This is a genomic window from Erwinia typographi, from assembly GCF_000773975.1.
Classification (GTDB): Bacteria; Pseudomonadota; Gammaproteobacteria; order Enterobacterales; family Enterobacteriaceae; genus Erwinia; species Erwinia typographi.
This window is the reverse complement of the sequence record NZ_JRUQ01000019.1, coordinates 65,041-81,035: the sequence shown is the minus strand read 5'-3', so window position 1 is coordinate 81,035 and position 15,995 is coordinate 65,041. Positions and strand designations below refer to the sequence as shown.

Genomic DNA, 15,995 nt, shown 5'->3' with positions numbered 1-15,995 from the left:
CCCGCATTGTTGGTCATACACTTCTCCTTCTCTCCGGCTTGCTGAGAATAAATGTAATCCGCCTCGGGGATTTCGCCATAGCGTAGCCTGTGGGAAGGCTTTTTTTGTTAAAAACTGAGACAACTGTCGGCAAATGCCATACCCGTTCCGGCCGCCGGGGCGGTCGTCCCCTCTTTGCGCTTCTTTACATGTCACATTCGCTGACAGACTTTTTTATCCGCTATGGTTAAGCCTTGTTTACCCTGATTCTTTTACCGCCTGTAGACTTTGTTAAGGATGAAGACAGTGTTAAAAATCTTTCGGGGCCTGCTATTGTCGGGCCTGGTGACGGTTTTTTCCGTCGCTGCCGCAGAAACCACGCCGAAGTTCGGTCCGGAACTTCAGGGGTTTGATATTCCCTATCCCCTACAGCACTTTGACTTTACCTCGCAGGGGCAGCCGCTGAGTATGGGTTATATTGACGTGCAGCCAAAAGGCAATGCCAACGGCCGCACCGCCGTGCTGATGCACGGCAAGAACTTTTGCGGCGTGACCTGGCAGGACTCGATTGATGCGCTGAGCCGCGCGGGTTACCGGGTGATTGCGCCGGATCAGATTGGTTTTTGCACCTCCAGTAAGCCGGAGCATTACCAGTACAGTTTCCAGCAGCTTGCTCAGAATACGCAGGCCCTGCTGACTAAGCTGCACATTGAGAAGGTGACGCTGGTGGGCCACTCGACCGGCGGTATGCTGGCTACCCGCTATGCGCTGATGTATCCGCAACGCGTGCAGCAGCTGGTGCTGGTCAACCCGATTGGGCTGGAGGACTGGAAAGCGAAAGGCGTGCCCTGGCGCAGCGTGGATGACTGGTATCAGCGCGAGCTGAAAACCTCCGCCGCCAGCATCAAGAAATACGAAATGAGCACCTATTACGTCGGGCGCTGGAAGCCGGAATACGATCGCTGGGTCACTATGCTGGCCGGGCTGAACAACGGCCCCGGGCATCGCATTGTGGCCTGGAATTCGGCGCTGCTCTACGACATGATTTTCACACAGCCGGTCTATTACGAGTTCAAAGATCTCACCATGCCAACCACGCTGATGATTGGCACCTCGGATACCACCGCGATCGGCAGCGATATTGCTCCGCCGGAGGTGAAAGCGAAGATTGGTCACTACAACGAACTGGGTAAACAGGTTGCTGTCCTAATCCCCCACTCCAGGCTAATAGAGTTCCCAGGAATGGGACATGCGCCGCAAATGGAACAGCCGGAAAAATTTAATCAGGCACTTATTAAGACCATGAATTCGCGCTGACCTCAGCGGCATTGTGAGGCGCAGGCTTGAAGACAGCTCTGCATCTTCGCCCCGCAGCCGCTGTCGTCGTTACGATCGCACTGGCTGTACTGCAGATAACACTGCTGCTGGCAAAGGCTGACGTCGCACTTCGCCGCCGCAGGCGTCGCCAGTCTGTCCTCTTTCGGCGGCACCAGCGGCAGTTGGGATAACTGCGAACAGGCCGCAGAGGAGAACACTAACCCCAGCAGCGCCAGCCTGGCTGACTTTTTCATAGCGACTTCCCCCCAGCATAAATAACGCGCTTTCCGCCGCCTGAGCACGGATAAACAAAAAGGGTAGCATAACTTCAGGCTATACCCTGGCGATAAACAAGCATTATCCAACCTCCCGTCAGGGTGAAATAGTCTTATCAGGCCAACCCTGAAACCTGATAAGAGATAACCCTGATGCTGATCCCTCAACCCTACCTGTTATTCCTTGGCGATGTTACCGATCCTCTGGCAGCGAAAACCGCGCGCGGTATTCAGGTCTGGCGGCCTGAGCAGTGCATCGGCCAGATCCGTCTGCCCGGCTGCGCCGTCTCGCTGGGGCTGAACGATCTGAGCATTGAGGCTGCCGTGGCGGCTGGCGCCAAAACGCTGGTGCTGGGCACCGCCAACGCCGGAGGCTATCTGCCGGAACACTGGCTGGATACCGTTCGTGGCGCGATTAAAGCCGGCATGAACGTTGCCAGCGGCCTGCATTACCGCCTGGCGGATAACCAAGAGCTGGCGGCGCTGGCGGCGGAGCAGGGCGTTGCGCTGTTCGACATTCGCCATATGCGACCGGCGCTGAACGTCGGCAGTGGCAAAAAGCGCAGCGGCAAGCGCGTGCTGACCGTGGGGACCGACTGCTCGGTCGGCAAAATGTACACTTCGCTGGCGCTGGAATCCGCGATGCGTGATATCGGTCTGAAGGCGGATTTTCGCGCCACGGGCCAGACCGGCATCCTCGTAGCCGGTGAAGGCATCGCCATTGATGCGGTGATTGCTGACTTTATTGCCGGTGCTGCCGAAGCGCTTTCCCCGGCTAACGACGCCGATCACTGGGACATCGTCGAAGGCCAGGGGTCGCTTTTCCACCCTTCTTATGCCGGCGTCAGCATGGGCCTGATCCACGGCGCGCAGCCGCACTGGCTGGTGATGTGTCACGAGATGCACCGTCCGCATATGCGCCACCTTCCGCACCAGCCGATGGTCAGCCTGGCCGACTGCGTCGAGGCCAACCTGCGCGCCGCTCACGTCACCAGCGAGAGCGTGCAGCTGGCTGGCTTTGCCATTAATACCTCGGGCTTCAGCGAGCAGGAGGCGCGTGATTACTGCCAGCAGATTAGCGAAGAGTTTGGCGTACCGGCCACCGATCCGGTGCGTTTTGGCATCAAGGCGATCGCTGCGCTGTTGAAGGAGCGGGGTTAACTATGCGTCGGATGCAGGTTGAGGTGGTGGAGCTGCCGCTGGCCCGCCCGTTCGCCATCTCCCGAGGCACCCGCACTGCGGTGACCGTGGTACGGGTGACGCTGGAAGAGCAGGGTTTTATCGGGTGCGGTGAATGTACGCCAACCGCCCATTACCGCGAAAGCGCAGTGAGCGTCACCGCACAGCTGGCTGCCGTTCAGGAAGAAGTTGAAAACGGCCTGACGCTGAGCGAGCTGCAAACCCGGCTGCTGCCGGGTTCTGCCCGCAACGCGCTGGACTGCGCGCTGTGGCGGCTTGATGCGGCGCTGAACAGGCAAACGCTGTGGCAGCGTCTGAATGCGCAGCCCCCAGCGGCGGTGATCACGGCCGAAACGCTGAGCCTGGACAGCGTTGAAATGATGGCCGCCGCCGCCGCAGATGCCGTTTCGCGCGGCGTCATTCTGTTGAAAATCAAACTTAACCGCGATCTGATCCTGGAAAAAGTGGCGGCCATTCGCGCTGCCGCGCCGAATGCCTCGTTGATTATTGATGCCAACGAAGCCTGGGCCGGACTGGATTTGAACAGCCTGTTCACTGCGCTGACGCACTACAACGTCGAGATGATCGAACAGCCGCTGCCTGCGGGTAAAGATGCGGATTTACAGCGCTGCGACCACCCGATCCCGGTTTGTGCTGACGAAAGCTGCCACCACGTTGGCGATATCGCCGGGCTGCGTAATCGCTACGAGATGATCAACATCAAGCTCGATAAGTGCGGCGGCCTGACCGAAGCGCTGGCGATGGTGGCAGAAGCAAAACGGCAGAAAATGCGGCTGATGGTCGGCTGTATGCTGGGATCGTCGCTGGCGATGGAGGCCGCGCTGCCGGTTGCCGTCTCGGCGGAACACGTAGATCTCGACGGGCCGATTTGGCTCGCGGCGGACAGCTCTCCTTACCTCTCTTACAACCAGGGTCGCATCTGGCTCTGAGCCAGACGCCACCGGAGCCACGATGAGGGAACGCATTCAACCAGAGCCAGACATCACCCGATCCGCTAGCGCCTTACCCTTTTTACAGGTTGAGGATTTGAGCATCAGCTTTAGCGGACGCTCGGGTAAACCTCTCGCGCTGAATGGCGTCTCCTTCACCATCAACAAAGGCGAAATTGTTGCCATGGGGGCGTTTAACCTGCTGGGCGACGCGCTGCGCGACACATTAGATCCCAAACTAAAAGGGTAAACGGATGGATTATCAGCAGGCGGCACTCAACCTGTTACTGCACCGCTGGCGCGAAACGCGCCGGTTGGGCAACCCTCGCGGCGTCTGCGGCGCCGCCAACAGCCTGAGCGACGTGCCGGGCGTACGGGTTGGGCACGCGACGCTGGATGACGGCGAGCGACAGACGGGAGTCAGCGCTATTGTGCCGCCGGGCGACAATCTGTTTATGCAGCCGCTGCCCTGCGGCGCGTCGGTGCTGAATGGCTTTGCTAAACCGCTTGGGCTGGTGCAGGTGGAAGAGTTGGGCGTGCTGCAAACGCCGATTCTGCTCAGCAATACGCTGGCGGTCGGCACGCTGTTTACTGCCCTGGTAAGAGAGGCTATCGCCCTTAACCCGGAGCTGGGACGCTCGCTGCCGACCGTTAACCCGCTGGCGCTGGAGTGCAACGACGGCTGGTTAAATGATATTCAGGCGCTGGCCGTCAGCGAAAGCATGGCGCAGCAGGCGCTCCACTCCGCCAGCGTTGATTTTGCCCGTGGCAGCGTCGGTGCCGGGCGCGGCATGAGCTGCTTCAGCCTGAAGGGCGGCATTGGCACCGCCTCACGGCTAATTCCCTCGCTCAACGCGACGCTGGGCGTGCTGGTGCTGGCTAACTTTGGTGCGCTGCCCGCGCTGACGCTGGACGGCGTGCGGGTGGGTGAGGCAATAGCGCCGCTGCTGCCTGAATTGACGCCGCAGCGTGATGCCGGTTCCATCATCATTATTATGGCGACCGATGCGCCGCTGGAAGCTCGCCAGCTGAAACGCATCGCGAAGCGCGCCGGAGCGGGGCTGGGCAGGCTGGGAAGCTACTGGGGCCACGGCTCCGGCGATATTTCGGTGGCTTTCTCGACCTGCGCTATCCCGCAGCCGCCGCAGGAGGCCGCTCTGGAGCCGCTTTTGGCCGCCGCTGCCGATGCGACCGAACACGCGGTGCTGGATGCGCTGCTCAGCGCGGAGGCGGTCACCGGGTTTCGCGGACACCATCGCCCTGCGCTCAGTGAAGTGCTGGATCGCCTGGTCGCTCTCTCACACTGTTAACTGCCGAAAACGCTGTCGCGCCGACACAAAGCGGCAGCGTTTTGCCCCAACTCTTTCTGCTAAGGAATTTCCCGATGAAAATTTTTATCTCCGTCGATATCGACGGTATCGCAGGGGTGATGCGCCCCTGACAGTGCAGTCCAGGCCATGCGGAATACCAGCTGGCGCGCGGGCTGATGGAGCAGGAGGTGAATGCGGCCATTGATAGCGCATTTTCCTACCTGGCTACGACGCAGAATTAAGCCTGCTGCCAGTTAAGGGTCGTACTCATTCCTCAAGCGTGAGACTCAGATCAATGCGTTTCACCGGCTACCGCTAAGAAAACGTCTTCTGGTCGCCGTGATATTTGCAAATTGTTGAAATAAAAGAAAAATTATAATATTTCCCCTGCTATTTCCCTTGACAGTGACCCACCCCGTCGGGTAGTACTGAAAGCAGAAGTCCTTTATTTTTTACGCGAAGCCGGCTGCCCTTTTCTGGTGCAGGCCGCCCTTAAAAAAGGGCGCTGTCCATCCCACAACCTGAAAGCGAAATTTCCTATGCAACAACTACGTTCTGATGCCGTCATTCTGCCCGTCTTTGATGGTCATAACGATCTCCTGATGCGCCTGTGGCTGTCCCATCAGGACGATGCCGTCCCGGCATTTCTCAACGGACCGGCAGCGGGGCAAATGGATCTGCCGCGTCTGAGGCAGGGTGGTTTTGCTGGCGGACTTTTCGCAGCTTATGTCCCTTCGGCTGGATATAGCGCAAGAACTGCGCCAGCCGTAAGGAATAATCGGGCGGTGCCGGACTATGATGAAATCGAGCCAACGCCATCCAGGGCCGAGGCGCTGGACATTACGCTGTCGATGATCGCTACCCTGCTGCGCATTGAGCAGCAGTCAAACGGAGCCGCGCGGATTTGCCGCACGGCGGCGGACATTCGGCAGTGTATGCAGGACAGCGCTATCGCAATGGTGATGCATATCGAAGGAGCGGAAGCGCTGGATGAAGACCTGGCGTTGCTCGACGTGCTCTATGCGGCCGGTCTGCGAACGCTTGGCCCGCTGTGGAGCAGACCGAATATTTTTGGCGACGGGGTGCCGTTTCGTTTTCCTTCGTCGCCGGATATTGGCAACGGCCTGACGGAGCTGGGATTGCGGCTGGTGCGGGCCTGCAACGACAAGCGCATCATGGTCGACCTCTCGCATATGGATGAGAAAGGGTTCTGGCAGACGGCGGAGATTAGCAGCGCGCCGCTGGTTGCCAGCCATTCGAATGCTCACGCGCTGTGCCCGCAGTCGCGCAATCTCACCGACCGCCAGCTGGCCGCCATCCGCGAAACGAACGGCTTTGTCGGGGTCAATTTCGGCACCAGCTTTCTGCGTAGCGACGGTAAAAAAGCGCAGGATGCTACGGTGCTGGAGATTGTCCGCCACGTAGATTACCTGGTGGAAAAAGTTGGCGAGGATAACGTTGGCTTTGGCTCTGATTTTGACGGCACCACGCTGCCGTCGGATATGAAAGACGTAACGGGCCTGCCGCTGCTGGTCAATGCGTTAAGCGAGCGCGGCTACGGCAGGCCGCTGCTGGAAAAAATCTGCTACGGCAACTGGATCCGCGTGCTGGAAGCCACCTGGGGTGAGTGACCATGCGTCTGCGGCATATTGAGGTGTTTCAGGCCATTGTTGATACCGGCAGCATCAGCGCGGCCGCGCGACAGCTTAACGTCTCGCAGCCCAACGTCAGCCGGGTGCTGAGCCATGCCGAGCAGCAGTTGGGCTTCACGCTGTTTGAACGCGGTAGCCAGGGAATGATCCCCACGCTGGAGGCCCAGCGGCTGATCCCCGAAATTCGCGAGCTTTACGGCCGCCTTCAGGCCATCAGCAGCCTGACCGAGCAGCTTCGTCGTGGTGAAGGTCAGACGGTCAGGGTCGGCGCGGCCCATGCGTTTGGCCAGATGATCCTCGCGCCGGCAATGGTGGAATATCGTCGGCAGAACGGCTTTGTCAACGTCGACCTGGTGACGGAGCACTTCAGTACCCTCTGCCAGAATTTACTGGAAGACCGGCTCGATTTTGCGCTGGTGTTTGGTCAGCAGGTGCCGGGTGAACTGGTGGCGGAACCGCTGTTTCACTCGTCGATGGTGGCGCTGTTGCCGGCAAGCTCAGCGCTGGATAAGCCGGTGACGCTGGAGTGGCTGTGCGAGAACAATTTGCTGATGATGCAGAAAGAAGATCCGCTTGGTCATGTGTTGCACCGGGCGCTGAAAGATAAAGCGTTGCAGCCAGCTAACCCGCTGTATATAAAAACCTATTCTGTGATTGCCGATATGGTGCTGGCGGGCGGCGGCGTCGGCATTGTCGATCTGTTTACCGGACGGCGCTATGCGGAACAGCTCAGGGTGTTGCCGATTGCCCAGCCGCTGCCGTTTGAGGTGATGCTGGTCAGCCGCCGCGACCGGCCACAGTCGCAGTCTACGCTACAGCTAAAGCAGGTGATCCGCAGCAAGCTCTGGGAACTGGCGCGTCAGTGCGAGGCGCAAATTCACGCGGAGCAGGCAATGTAGCGCGTCAGCCTGCCGTTTCGTTATCCGCATTGCAGATTAGCGGCAGCAGGCTTTTCAAGCCGCACCACTGATGGTTAAATCTTCGGTCATAACAGAATTCAGGAGGAGCCGTGCTGCCATCGCAAACCGTCAGTCTGACTATCCCCCGTAACTGGGTTGACCTTTACGAAACGATCTGGAAACCCGACTATTTTCCAAAATGGGCCACGGGCCTCAGCCAGTCTTCGCTGGTGCAGGAAGGAATATACTGGAAAGCCAATGGCCCGGAGGGGGTGGTAAAAATCCGTTTCACCGACCACAACGCGTTTGGCGTGATGGATCACTATGTGGATACCGGGTTTGGTAAAGAGGTGTATGTGCCCATGCGGATTGTGGCGAACCAGGAAGGCGCTGACGTGTTGATCACCGTATTCCGCCAGCCGCTGGTCTCGGAAGAGAAATTTGCCCAGGATATCGCGTGGATCAAACGCGATTTGCAAACCCTGTATACGCTGCTGACCACCTGAAGCGTACCGCTTACCTGCCCGACTTTCCTGCCGGGCAGGTAAAATCATGACTTCCCGTGTCGTTGCAGGTATTTAGCCCGCATCGTGAAACCTGAAGCTGGACAGCATATCACGCAGCAGTTTTGACTCCGCCGCCGTAATCTCCCCCATTTTGCTGATGCTGAACACCAGTACGCGTACGCTATCCAGAGCGAAAATGGCCTGCATCTGGGCAATTCGGGCATTTTCCCGCAAAAAACTGATGTGAATAATTTCCCCGGTCAGCAGGCCGTTACCCAGCTCTACAGGTTCACGCAGGTGCTGAAGCCAGCCCTGCATGTGTGGAATCAGCTGGTCAAGCTGACGGGTGAGATAAGCGGCGGCATCTTCGCCAGTGGCCAGATAGTCGCGGGAAACATTCATTGCCGGGGCGGGCGTGACGGGAACGAAGGCGTTAACCGTACGATCGTGATAATTAGCCGGAAGGGTAAATTGACCTTCAGAAATCAAATAAGGTCGGGGGAGCTGTGTCATTTTGCATCATCCATTTGCCGTGTCAGAGGCAAAATTTTTGCATGCCCCTGAAGGGGAGGCTATAGACAAATTACGGTTTTACGCCGCGCTGCGTTTTTATTCGCACGCCCCAGCGGCCGCCGTATTCGGCCATTTTTATACTTTCTTTACGCCCTTTCCCCGTTTTTTTACATCAACTTTGCACCCCGCTCGCAACAATACAGGCATCTGAAAGCGTTCTGGAGGTGTGTTGTGAGCATGGCCTTAATTGCCGGCATTGTGCTGGTGTTTCTGCTGTTGGGCTATCTGGTCTATGCCCTGATTAACGCGGAGGCCTTCTGATGGCCGCCAGCGCATTTTTACTGATCGCCAGCTATCTGGTGATACTGATGATCCTCGCCCGCCCGCTGGGAAGCGGATTGACCCGGCTGATCGAAGATCGCTCTCTGCCCGGTTTTGCGGGGGTAGAGCGCGTGCTGTGGAGGGTAAGCGGCGTGAATAGCGAGCCAATGCACTGGCGACGCTACCTACTGGCGATACTGCTGTTCAACCTTGGCGGGGCGATCCTGCTGATGGTCATGCTGATGAGCCAGGCCAGTCTGCCGTTGAATCCGCAGCAGCTGCCGGGGCTGAGTTGGCACCTTGCGCTAAACACGGCGGTCAGCTTTGTCACCAATACCAACTGGCAGGCCTACGCCGGGGAAAGCACCCTCAGCTACTTCAGCCAGATGGTCGGGCTGACGGTACAGAACTTTCTGTCTGCGGCGACCGGGATAGCGGTGGCCTTCGCGCTGATCCGGGGCTTCGCTAACCGTTCGCTGGCCACGCTGGGTAACGCCTGGCGTGACATCACGCGGATCACGCTGTTTGTTCTGCTGCCGCTGTCGCTGCTGATTGCCCTGTTCTTTGTCAGCCAGGGGACGCTGCAAAATTTCAACGGCTATCCCGATTTCACCACGCTGGAAGGGGTGAAGCAGACGCTGCCGATGGGGCCGGTTGCCTCGCAGGAAGCGATCAAGATGCTGGGAACCAACGGCGGCGGCTTCTTTAACGCCAACTCGGCGCATCCTTTTGAAAACCCAACGGCCTTGAGCAACTTCGCGCAGATGCTGGCGATTTTCCTGATCCCTGCGGCGCTCTGCTTTGCCTTTGGTGACGCGGTGAAAGATCGCCGCCAGGGCCACGCGCTGCTGTGGGCGATGTCGCTGATGTTTATCGCGGCGGCGGTGGTGGTGATGTGGGCCGAAATCAACGGCAATCCTCACTTCCTGAGCCTGGGAGCGGACAGCGCCGCCAATATGGAAGGCAAGGAAACCCGCTTCGGCATCCTCAACTCCAGCCTGTTTGCGGTGGTCACCACGGCGGCCTCGTGCGGCGCGGTGAACGCGATGCATGACTCCTTTACCGCGCTGGGCGGCATGGTGCCGATGTGGCTGATCCAGATTGGTGAGGTGGTGTTCGGCGGCGTAGGGGCTGGCCTGTACGGCATGTTGATGTTCGTGCTGCTGGCGGTCTTTATTGCCGGACTGATGATCGGCCGTACGCCGGAATATCTCGGTAAGAAAATCGACGTGTGGGAGATGAAAATGACCGCGCTGGCGATCCTGGTCACCCCGGCGCTGGTGCTGCTGGGAACCGCGCTGGCAATGATGACCGACGCGGGCCGCAGCGGCATGGCGAATCCGGGCATTCATGGCTTCAGCGAGGTGCTGTACGCCGTATCGTCGGCGGCCAATAACAACGGCAGCGCCTTTGCCGGTCTGAGCGCGAACACGCCGTTCTGGAACCTGCTGCTGGCGTTCTGCATGTTCGTGGGTCGCTTTGGCATCATCATCCCGGTGATGGCGATCGCCGGATCGCTGGCGATGAAAAAAATTCAGCCTCCGGGTAACGGAACCTTGCCCACGCACGGCGTGCTGTTTATTGCCCTGCTGATTGGCACCGTAATGCTGGTAGGGGCGCTGACGTTTATTCCTGCTCTGGCTCTGGGGCCGGTGGCAGAACACTTACAGATGTTCGGTAACTAACTGCCGGAGAGAAGAATCATGAGTCGTAATCAACAGGCGCTGTTTGATGGCGCGCTGATCCGATCCGCGCTGGTCGATTCAGCGAGAAAGCTGAGTCCCCGCGTGCAGTTTCGTAATCCGGTGATGTTCGTGGTGTGGCTGGGTAGCGTGCTGACCACGCTGCTGGCGCTGGCGATGCTGGCAGGTAAAACGCCCGGCAGCGCCGGGTTTACCGGGGCTATTTCGCTGTGGTTGTGGTTCACCGTGCTGTTTGCCAACTTTGCCGAGGCGCTGGCGGAAGGGCGCAGCAAAGCGCAGGCAAACAGCCTGAAGGGCATTCAGAAGACCAGCGATGCGAAGAAAATGATCGGGCCGCATTATGGTGACGCGCATCAGCAGGTGGCGGCGGATTCGCTGCGTAAGGGTGACTGGGTGCTGGTCGAAGCGGGCGATATCATCCCCTGCGACGGCGAAGTGCTGGAGGGCGGAGCCTCGGTGGATGAAAGTGCCATTACCGGAGAGTCCGCGCCGGTAATCCGTGAGTCGGGCGGCGACTTTGCCTCGGTGACCGGCGGCACGCGCATCCTGTCAGACTGGTTGGTGATTCAGTGCAGCGTGAACCCAGGGGAAACCTTCCTCGACCGCATGATTGCGATGGTCGAGGGCGCAACGCGGCGTAAAACGCCAAACGAGATTGCCCTGACGATTCTGCTGGTGGCGCTGACGATTGTCTTCCTGCTGGCCACCGCCACGCTCTACCCGTTTACGCTGTGGGGAGGCAACCCGGTCAGCATCACTGTTCTGGTGGCGCTGCTGGTCTGCCTGATCCCGACCACCATCGGCGGTCTGCTGTCGGCCATCGGCGTTGCCGGTATGAGCCGGATGCTCGGGGCGAATGTTATCGCTACCAGCGGCAGAGCGGTGGAAGCGGCTGGCGATGTGGATGTGCTGATGCTGGATAAAACCGGCACCATCACCCTCGGTAACCGTCAGGCGACGCAGTTTATGGCCGCGCCAGGGGTGAGCGAAGAGCAACTGGCCGACGCGGCGCAGCTGGCTTCGCTGGCGGATGAAACGCCGGAGGGACGCAGCATTGTGGTGCTGGCGAAGCAGAAATTTAATCTGCGTGAGCGCGATCTGAACGGCATGGGCGCCACCTTCATTCCCTTCTCGGCGCAGACCCGCATGAGCGGCGTCAATGTGCAGGGGCGGATGGTGCGTAAAGGCGCAGTGGACGCGGTTCGTCGCCATATCGACAGTAACGGCGGCCAGTTTCCGACGGAGGTCAATAAGCTGGTGGAAGAGGTGGCGCGCAGCGGCGGCACGCCGCTGGTTGTCTGCGACGGCGCCAAAGTGATGGGCGTGGTGGCGCTGAAGGACATTGTGAAAGGCGGTATTAAAGAGCGTTTTGCCGAGCTGCGTAAAATGGGCATCAAGACCATTATGATCACCGGCGATAACCCGCTGACCGCCGCGGCAATAGCGGCAGAAGCGGGCGTCGATGACTTCCTCTCCGAGGCGACGCCGGAGGCCAAGCTGGCGCTGATCCGTCAGTACCAGGCCGAGGGACGGCTGGTGGCGATGACCGGCGACGGCACCAACGATGCCCCCGCGCTGGCGCAGGCCGATGTGGCGGTAGCCATGAACTCCGGCACCCAGGCGGCGAAAGAGGCGGGCAACATGGTGGATCTGGATTCCAACCCCACCAAACTGCTGGAGGTGGTGCATATCGGCAAACAGATGCTGATGACGCGCGGATCGCTGACCACCTTCAGTATTGCCAACGACGTGGCGAAGTATTTTGCCATTATCCCGGCGGCGTTTGCGGTGACCTATCCGCAGCTCAACGCGCTGAACGTGATGGCGCTGCACTCGCCGGATTCGGCCATTCTGTCAGCGGTAATTTTTAACGCGCTGGTGATTGTGTTCCTGATCCCGCTGGCGCTGCGCGGCGTCAGCTATCGCCCCCTTAGCGCGGCGGCCTTACTGCGTCGTAACCTGTGGATTTACGGCTTTGGCGGCCTGCTGGTGCCCTTTGCCGGTATTAAACTGATTGATATGTTACTGACCCTCACCGGTTGGTTTTAAGGAGTAGGCATCATGAGTCAATTACGTCCTGCGGTATTTTTGCTGGTGTTACTCACGCTCATCACCGGGCTGATTTATCCTTTACTCACCACGACGCTGGCCCAGTGGTGGTTTCCTTCCCAGGCGAACGGTTCTTTGCTGTATGAGGCGGGGAAAATGCGGGGATCGGCGCTGATTGGGCAAAACTTTACCCATCCGGACTATTTCTGGGGGCGGCCATCCGCCACCGGCGATAGCACTTATAATGCGCAGGCTTCCTCCGGCAGCAACCTGGCAGGCAGCAATCCGGCGCTGGATGAGGCGGTGAAGCAGCGGGTGGCGGCTTTGCGTCAGGCCAATCCGCAGGCGAGCGCCAGGGTGCCGGTGGATCTGGTCACGGCTTCAGCCAGCGGCCTGGACCCGCAAATCTCGCCTGAGGCTGCCGTCTGGCAGGCTCCGCGAGTGGCAGCGGCGCGTCAGCTTCCTCTGGATGAGGTGAAGCGGCTGATTGCGGAGCAGACGGTCACGCCGTTTCCTGCCTTTCTCGGCGAGCCGGGCGTAAACGTGGTGACGCTGAATATGGCGCTGGACGCGCTAAACTAACGTTTTGACGATCAACATGTTTTCGTACAGGGACACTCATGAACGACGAACTCCAGCGCCCGGACCCGGACGCCTTGCTATTGCAGAGCGATGAAAGCGGACGCGGCAAGCTGAAGATCTACTTTGGCGCCTGTGCCGGCGTGGGGAAAACCTGGGCAATGCTACAGGAGGCCCGCCGTCTGCGCGCTCAGGGGCTGGAAGTCTTGATCGGTATCGTTGAAACCCACGGGCGCGCGGAGACGGCGGCGCTGGTGGACGGTTTGACCGTGCTGCCCCGACGGCCAACCGGGCACCATCGCCATCCTGAATTTGATCTGGATGCGGCGCTGGCACGCCATCCGGCGGTGATCCTGATGGATGAGCTGGCGCACACCAACGCGCCGGGCTCCCGTCATCCCAAGCGCTGGCAGGACATTGAAGAGCTGCTGGAGGCGGGGATCGACGTGATGACCACCGTTAACGTTCAGCATCTGGAAAGCCTGAATGATGTGGTCGGCGGCGTAACCGGCATCCGGGTGCGTGAGACGGTTCCCGATCCGTTCTTCGATGCGGCCGATGAGGTCGTGCTGGTCGATTTACCTGCCGACGATCTGCGTCAGCGTCTGAAAGAGGGCAAGGTCTATATTGGCGAGCGTGCCGAACGGGCAATCGAAAACTTCTTCCGCAAAGGCAATCTGTATGCCCTGCGCGAGCTGGCGCTGCGTCGTACCGCCGACCGCGTTGACGATCAGATGCGGGCCTGGCGTGACCGCCAGGGGCGGGAAAAAGTCTGGCATACGCGCGATGCCATTTTGCTGTGTATCGGTGATAACACCGGCAGCGAGAAGCTGGTGAGAAGCGCTGCCCGTCTCGCTGCCAGGCTGGACAGCGTCTGGCACGCGGTCTATGTCGAAACGCCCCGGCTGCACCGGCTTTCCGAAGCGCGGCGGCGCGGGATTCTGCGCACGCTCCAGCTGGCTCAGGATTTGGGTGCGGAAACCGCCACGCTTTCCGACCCAAGCGAGGCCAGCGCGGTGCTGCGCTACGCCCGGGAACATAACCTGGGGAAAATCATTATCGGCAGACGGCCAGCCCGCCGCTGGAAGCGGGACAGCTTTGCCGAACGCCTTGGGCAACTGGGGCCAGACCTGGATCTGGTGATTGTGGCGCTGGATGAGCCGGTTTCCCTGCCTTCTGGCCCGGTTGCGGATAACCGGGCGCTGAATGATAAATGGCGACTTCAGCTGCGTGGCCGCCCTGGCGCTCTGCCTGCTGATCACCCTGATTGGGCACTGGGTGATGCCCGGCGTGGACTCCGTCAACCTGGTAATGATCTATTTGCTGTCGGTGGTGGTGGTGGCGCTGCGCTATGGCCGCTGGCCTTCGGTGGTGGCGACCGCGCTGAATATCGTGGCGTTCGACCTGGTGTTCGTCATGCCGACGGGCACCATTGCCGTATCGGACGTGCAGTATCTGGTGACCTTTGGCGTGATGCTGGCGGTTGGGGTGATCGTGGGTAATCTGACGGCGGGCGTTCGTTATCAGGCCCGCGTGGCCCGCTATCGTGAGCAGCGCGCGCGAAATCTGTATGAGATGGCGAAAACCCTGAGTCGCTCGCTCAGCCAGCAGGATATTGCGCAGGCACTGCCCCGCAGTCTGGATATCACTCTTCAGGCACGCAGCGAACTGCTGCTGCCTGACGAGCACGGTGAACTGACGGCGGTTGGCGAATCGCGGCTGATCGCGGTTCCTGACAAAGCGATAGCGCGCTGGAGCTTTGATAAAGGGCAGCCGGCCGGGGCCGGGACGGATACGCTGCCCGGCGTTCCCTGGCAGATTCTGCCGCTGAAGAGCGGCAGCGAAACGCTGGGGCTGCTGGTGCTGGAGCCGCTTAACCTCAGGCAGCTGATGATCCCGGAGCAGCAGCGGCTGGTGGAAACCTTTACCGTACTGATTGCTAATGCCCTGGAGCGTATTGCGCTGAGCCAGCGTGAAGCCGTGTCGCGTCTTGCCGCCGAGCGTGAACAGCTGCGCAACGCGCTGCTTTCGGCGCTTTCACACGATCTGCGTACTCCGCTGACGGTGCTGTTTGGTCAGGCGGAAATTCTGACGCTTGACCTGGCAAGCGAAGGCTCGGAGCACGCGCCGCAGGCCAGCGCGATGCGCGAACAAACCCTGAATACCATCCGGCTGGTCAACAATCTGCTGGATATGGCCCGCCTGCAATCGGGTGGTTTCAGCCTGACGGCGGAGTGGATGGCGCTGGATGAGCTGATTGGCAGCACGCTGAAATTGATGTCGCCTTCGCTGGCTGGCCGCAAAGTTGAGCTGGATCTGCCGCATGAGATGCTGCCGATCTATGTTGACGGGCCGCTGATGGAGCGGGTACTGAGCAATTTGCTGGAAAATGCGCTGAAATATAGCGGTAAAGCGGCGAAAATCGGCATTCGTGCTGGCCTTGAGTCTGAACGCTGGCTGACGATTGAGGTGTGGGACAGCGGTCCTGGGATACCAGAAGGGCAGGAAAAACAGATCTTTGAGAAATTTGCGCGGGGCAGTAAGGAGTCGGCGGTGCCTGGCGTTGGCCTGGGGCTGGCGATTTGTCAGGCGATTATGGCCATCCACGGCGGAAAAATCCGCGCGGTGAACCGTGCTGAAGGGGGGGCCCGCTTCATCCTCTCGCTACCGGCGAAAACGCCGCCGGTGCTGGAAGAGTATCCGTAAACAGCGACAAAAAAGGCTGCCCGCAGGCAGCCTCTTCTGGCACTTCCGTATGCAACC

General features: G+C 59.7%; 14 protein-coding genes and 2 pseudogenes. 14 read left to right on the top strand and 2 right to left on the bottom strand.

Annotated elements, in window-relative coordinates; genetic code table 11:
- The first annotated feature begins 285 nt into the window (after positions 1-285).
- Positions 286-1,296 (top strand): alpha/beta fold hydrolase, encoded by a 1,011-nt coding sequence (locus NG99_RS05205; RefSeq protein ID WP_034889099.1) that lies wholly within the window; start codon positions 286-288, stop codon positions 1,294-1,296.
- Positions 1,297-1,298: 2 nt separating this feature from the next.
- Here NG99_RS05205 and NG99_RS05200 read toward each other — a convergent pair whose 3' ends face one another.
- Complete coding sequence (locus NG99_RS05200; RefSeq protein WP_034889097.1) at positions 1,299-1,550, bottom strand: hypothetical protein; 252 nt, start codon at positions 1,548-1,550, stop codon at positions 1,299-1,301.
- A gap of 174 nt (positions 1,551-1,724) precedes the next feature.
- On the opposite strand from NG99_RS05200, the gene dgcN reads away from it, so the two are divergent.
- From dgcN to NG99_RS05165, 8 genes and pseudogenes are all read left to right on the top strand, one after another.
- Complete coding sequence (gene dgcN, locus NG99_RS05195; RefSeq protein ID WP_034889095.1) at positions 1,725-2,732, top strand: N-acetyltransferase DgcN; 1,008 nt, start codon at positions 1,725-1,727, stop codon at positions 2,730-2,732.
- Positions 2,733-2,734: 2 nt separating this feature from the next.
- The gene (gene dgcA, locus NG99_RS05190) at positions 2,735-3,700 is read left to right on the top strand and encodes an N-acetyl-D-Glu racemase DgcA (protein WP_034889093.1); all 966 of its coding nucleotides are present in this window, start codon (positions 2,735-2,737) and stop codon (positions 3,698-3,700) included.
- Positions 3,701-3,722: 22 nt separating this feature from the next.
- Positions 3,723-3,950, top strand: coding sequence for a hypothetical protein (locus NG99_RS05185; protein WP_034889091.1), 228 nt, complete (start codon positions 3,723-3,725; stop codon positions 3,948-3,950).
- Between the two features lie 4 nt (positions 3,951-3,954).
- Positions 3,955-5,010: a P1 family peptidase gene (locus NG99_RS05180; protein WP_034889089.1), complete on the top strand. Its 1,056-nt coding sequence runs from the start codon at positions 3,955-3,957 to the stop codon at positions 5,008-5,010.
- Between the two features lie 74 nt (positions 5,011-5,084).
- Positions 5,085-5,240 (top strand): annotated as a pseudogene (locus NG99_RS29880) (M55 family metallopeptidase); the annotation flags it as partial.
- A 309-nt stretch (positions 5,241-5,549) separates the two neighbouring features.
- Positions 5,550-6,641, top strand: coding sequence for a dipeptidase (locus NG99_RS05175; protein WP_034889086.1), 1,092 nt, complete (start codon positions 5,550-5,552; stop codon positions 6,639-6,641).
- A gap of 2 nt (positions 6,642-6,643) precedes the next feature.
- A complete protein-coding gene (locus tag NG99_RS05170) occupies positions 6,644-7,561 on the top strand; it encodes a LysR family transcriptional regulator (RefSeq protein WP_034889084.1) in 918 nt (305 codons plus the stop codon).
- A gap of 110 nt (positions 7,562-7,671) precedes the next feature.
- Complete coding sequence (locus NG99_RS05165; protein ID WP_034889082.1) at positions 7,672-8,067, top strand: hypothetical protein; 396 nt, start codon at positions 7,672-7,674, stop codon at positions 8,065-8,067.
- Positions 8,068-8,139: 72 nt separating this feature from the next.
- Here the strand turns inward: NG99_RS05165 and NG99_RS05160 are convergent, their stop codons facing one another.
- Positions 8,140-8,580, bottom strand: coding sequence for a DcrB-related protein (locus NG99_RS05160; protein WP_034889080.1), 441 nt, complete (start codon positions 8,578-8,580; stop codon positions 8,140-8,142).
- 237 nt (positions 8,581-8,817) lie between these two features.
- Between NG99_RS05160 and kdpF the strand changes: the two genes are divergently transcribed.
- The 5 genes and pseudogenes from kdpF to kdpD all read left to right on the top strand — a co-directional run bounded on the left by kdpF (position 8,818) and on the right by kdpD (position 15,938).
- Entirely contained in the window at positions 8,818-8,901 is an 84-nt protein-coding gene (gene kdpF, locus NG99_RS28030) for a K(+)-transporting ATPase subunit F (RefSeq protein ID WP_071994970.1), read from the top strand.
- Positions 8,901-10,586, top strand: coding sequence for a potassium-transporting ATPase subunit KdpA (gene kdpA / locus NG99_RS05150; RefSeq protein WP_034889078.1), 1,686 nt, complete (start codon positions 8,901-8,903; stop codon positions 10,584-10,586). The genes kdpF and kdpA overlap by 1 nt, the downstream gene beginning before the upstream one ends.
- A gap of 18 nt (positions 10,587-10,604) precedes the next feature.
- Entirely contained in the window at positions 10,605-12,653 is a 2,049-nt protein-coding gene (gene kdpB / locus NG99_RS05145) for a potassium-transporting ATPase subunit KdpB (RefSeq protein WP_034889076.1), read from the top strand.
- Between the two features lie 12 nt (positions 12,654-12,665).
- Positions 12,666-13,235, top strand: a complete 570-nt coding sequence (gene kdpC / locus NG99_RS05140) for a potassium-transporting ATPase subunit KdpC (protein ID WP_034889074.1) — start codon at positions 12,666-12,668, stop codon at positions 13,233-13,235.
- A gap of 38 nt (positions 13,236-13,273) precedes the next feature.
- Positions 13,274-15,938: pseudogene (kdpD, locus tag NG99_RS05135) on the top strand (two-component system sensor histidine kinase KdpD).
- Positions 15,939-15,995 lie beyond the last annotated feature (57 nt).

Coding starts and splice junctions, on each gene's coding strand:
- NG99_RS05185 (WP_034889091.1), top strand. CDS start 3,723: ATGAGGGAACGCATTCAACCAGAGCCAGACATCACCCGATCCGCTAGC.
- dgcN (WP_034889095.1), top strand. CDS start 1,725: ATGCTGATCCCTCAACCCTACCTGTTATTCCTTGGCGATGTTACCGAT.
- NG99_RS05200 (WP_034889097.1), bottom strand. CDS start 1,550: ATGAAAAAGTCAGCCAGGCTGGCGCTGCTGGGGTTAGTGTTCTCCTCT.
- NG99_RS05175 (WP_034889086.1), top strand. CDS start 5,550: ATGCAACAACTACGTTCTGATGCCGTCATTCTGCCCGTCTTTGATGGT.
- kdpC (WP_034889074.1), top strand. CDS start 12,666: ATGAGTCAATTACGTCCTGCGGTATTTTTGCTGGTGTTACTCACGCTC.
- kdpF (WP_071994970.1), top strand. CDS start 8,818: ATGGCCTTAATTGCCGGCATTGTGCTGGTGTTTCTGCTGTTGGGCTAT.
- NG99_RS05160 (WP_034889080.1), bottom strand. CDS start 8,580: ATGACACAGCTCCCCCGACCTTATTTGATTTCTGAAGGTCAATTTACC.
- NG99_RS05170 (WP_034889084.1), top strand. CDS start 6,644: ATGCGTCTGCGGCATATTGAGGTGTTTCAGGCCATTGTTGATACCGGC.
- dgcA (WP_034889093.1), top strand. CDS start 2,735: ATGCGTCGGATGCAGGTTGAGGTGGTGGAGCTGCCGCTGGCCCGCCCG.
- NG99_RS05180 (WP_034889089.1), top strand. CDS start 3,955: ATGGATTATCAGCAGGCGGCACTCAACCTGTTACTGCACCGCTGGCGC.
- kdpA (WP_034889078.1), top strand. CDS start 8,901: ATGGCCGCCAGCGCATTTTTACTGATCGCCAGCTATCTGGTGATACTG.
- kdpB (WP_034889076.1), top strand. CDS start 10,605: ATGAGTCGTAATCAACAGGCGCTGTTTGATGGCGCGCTGATCCGATCC.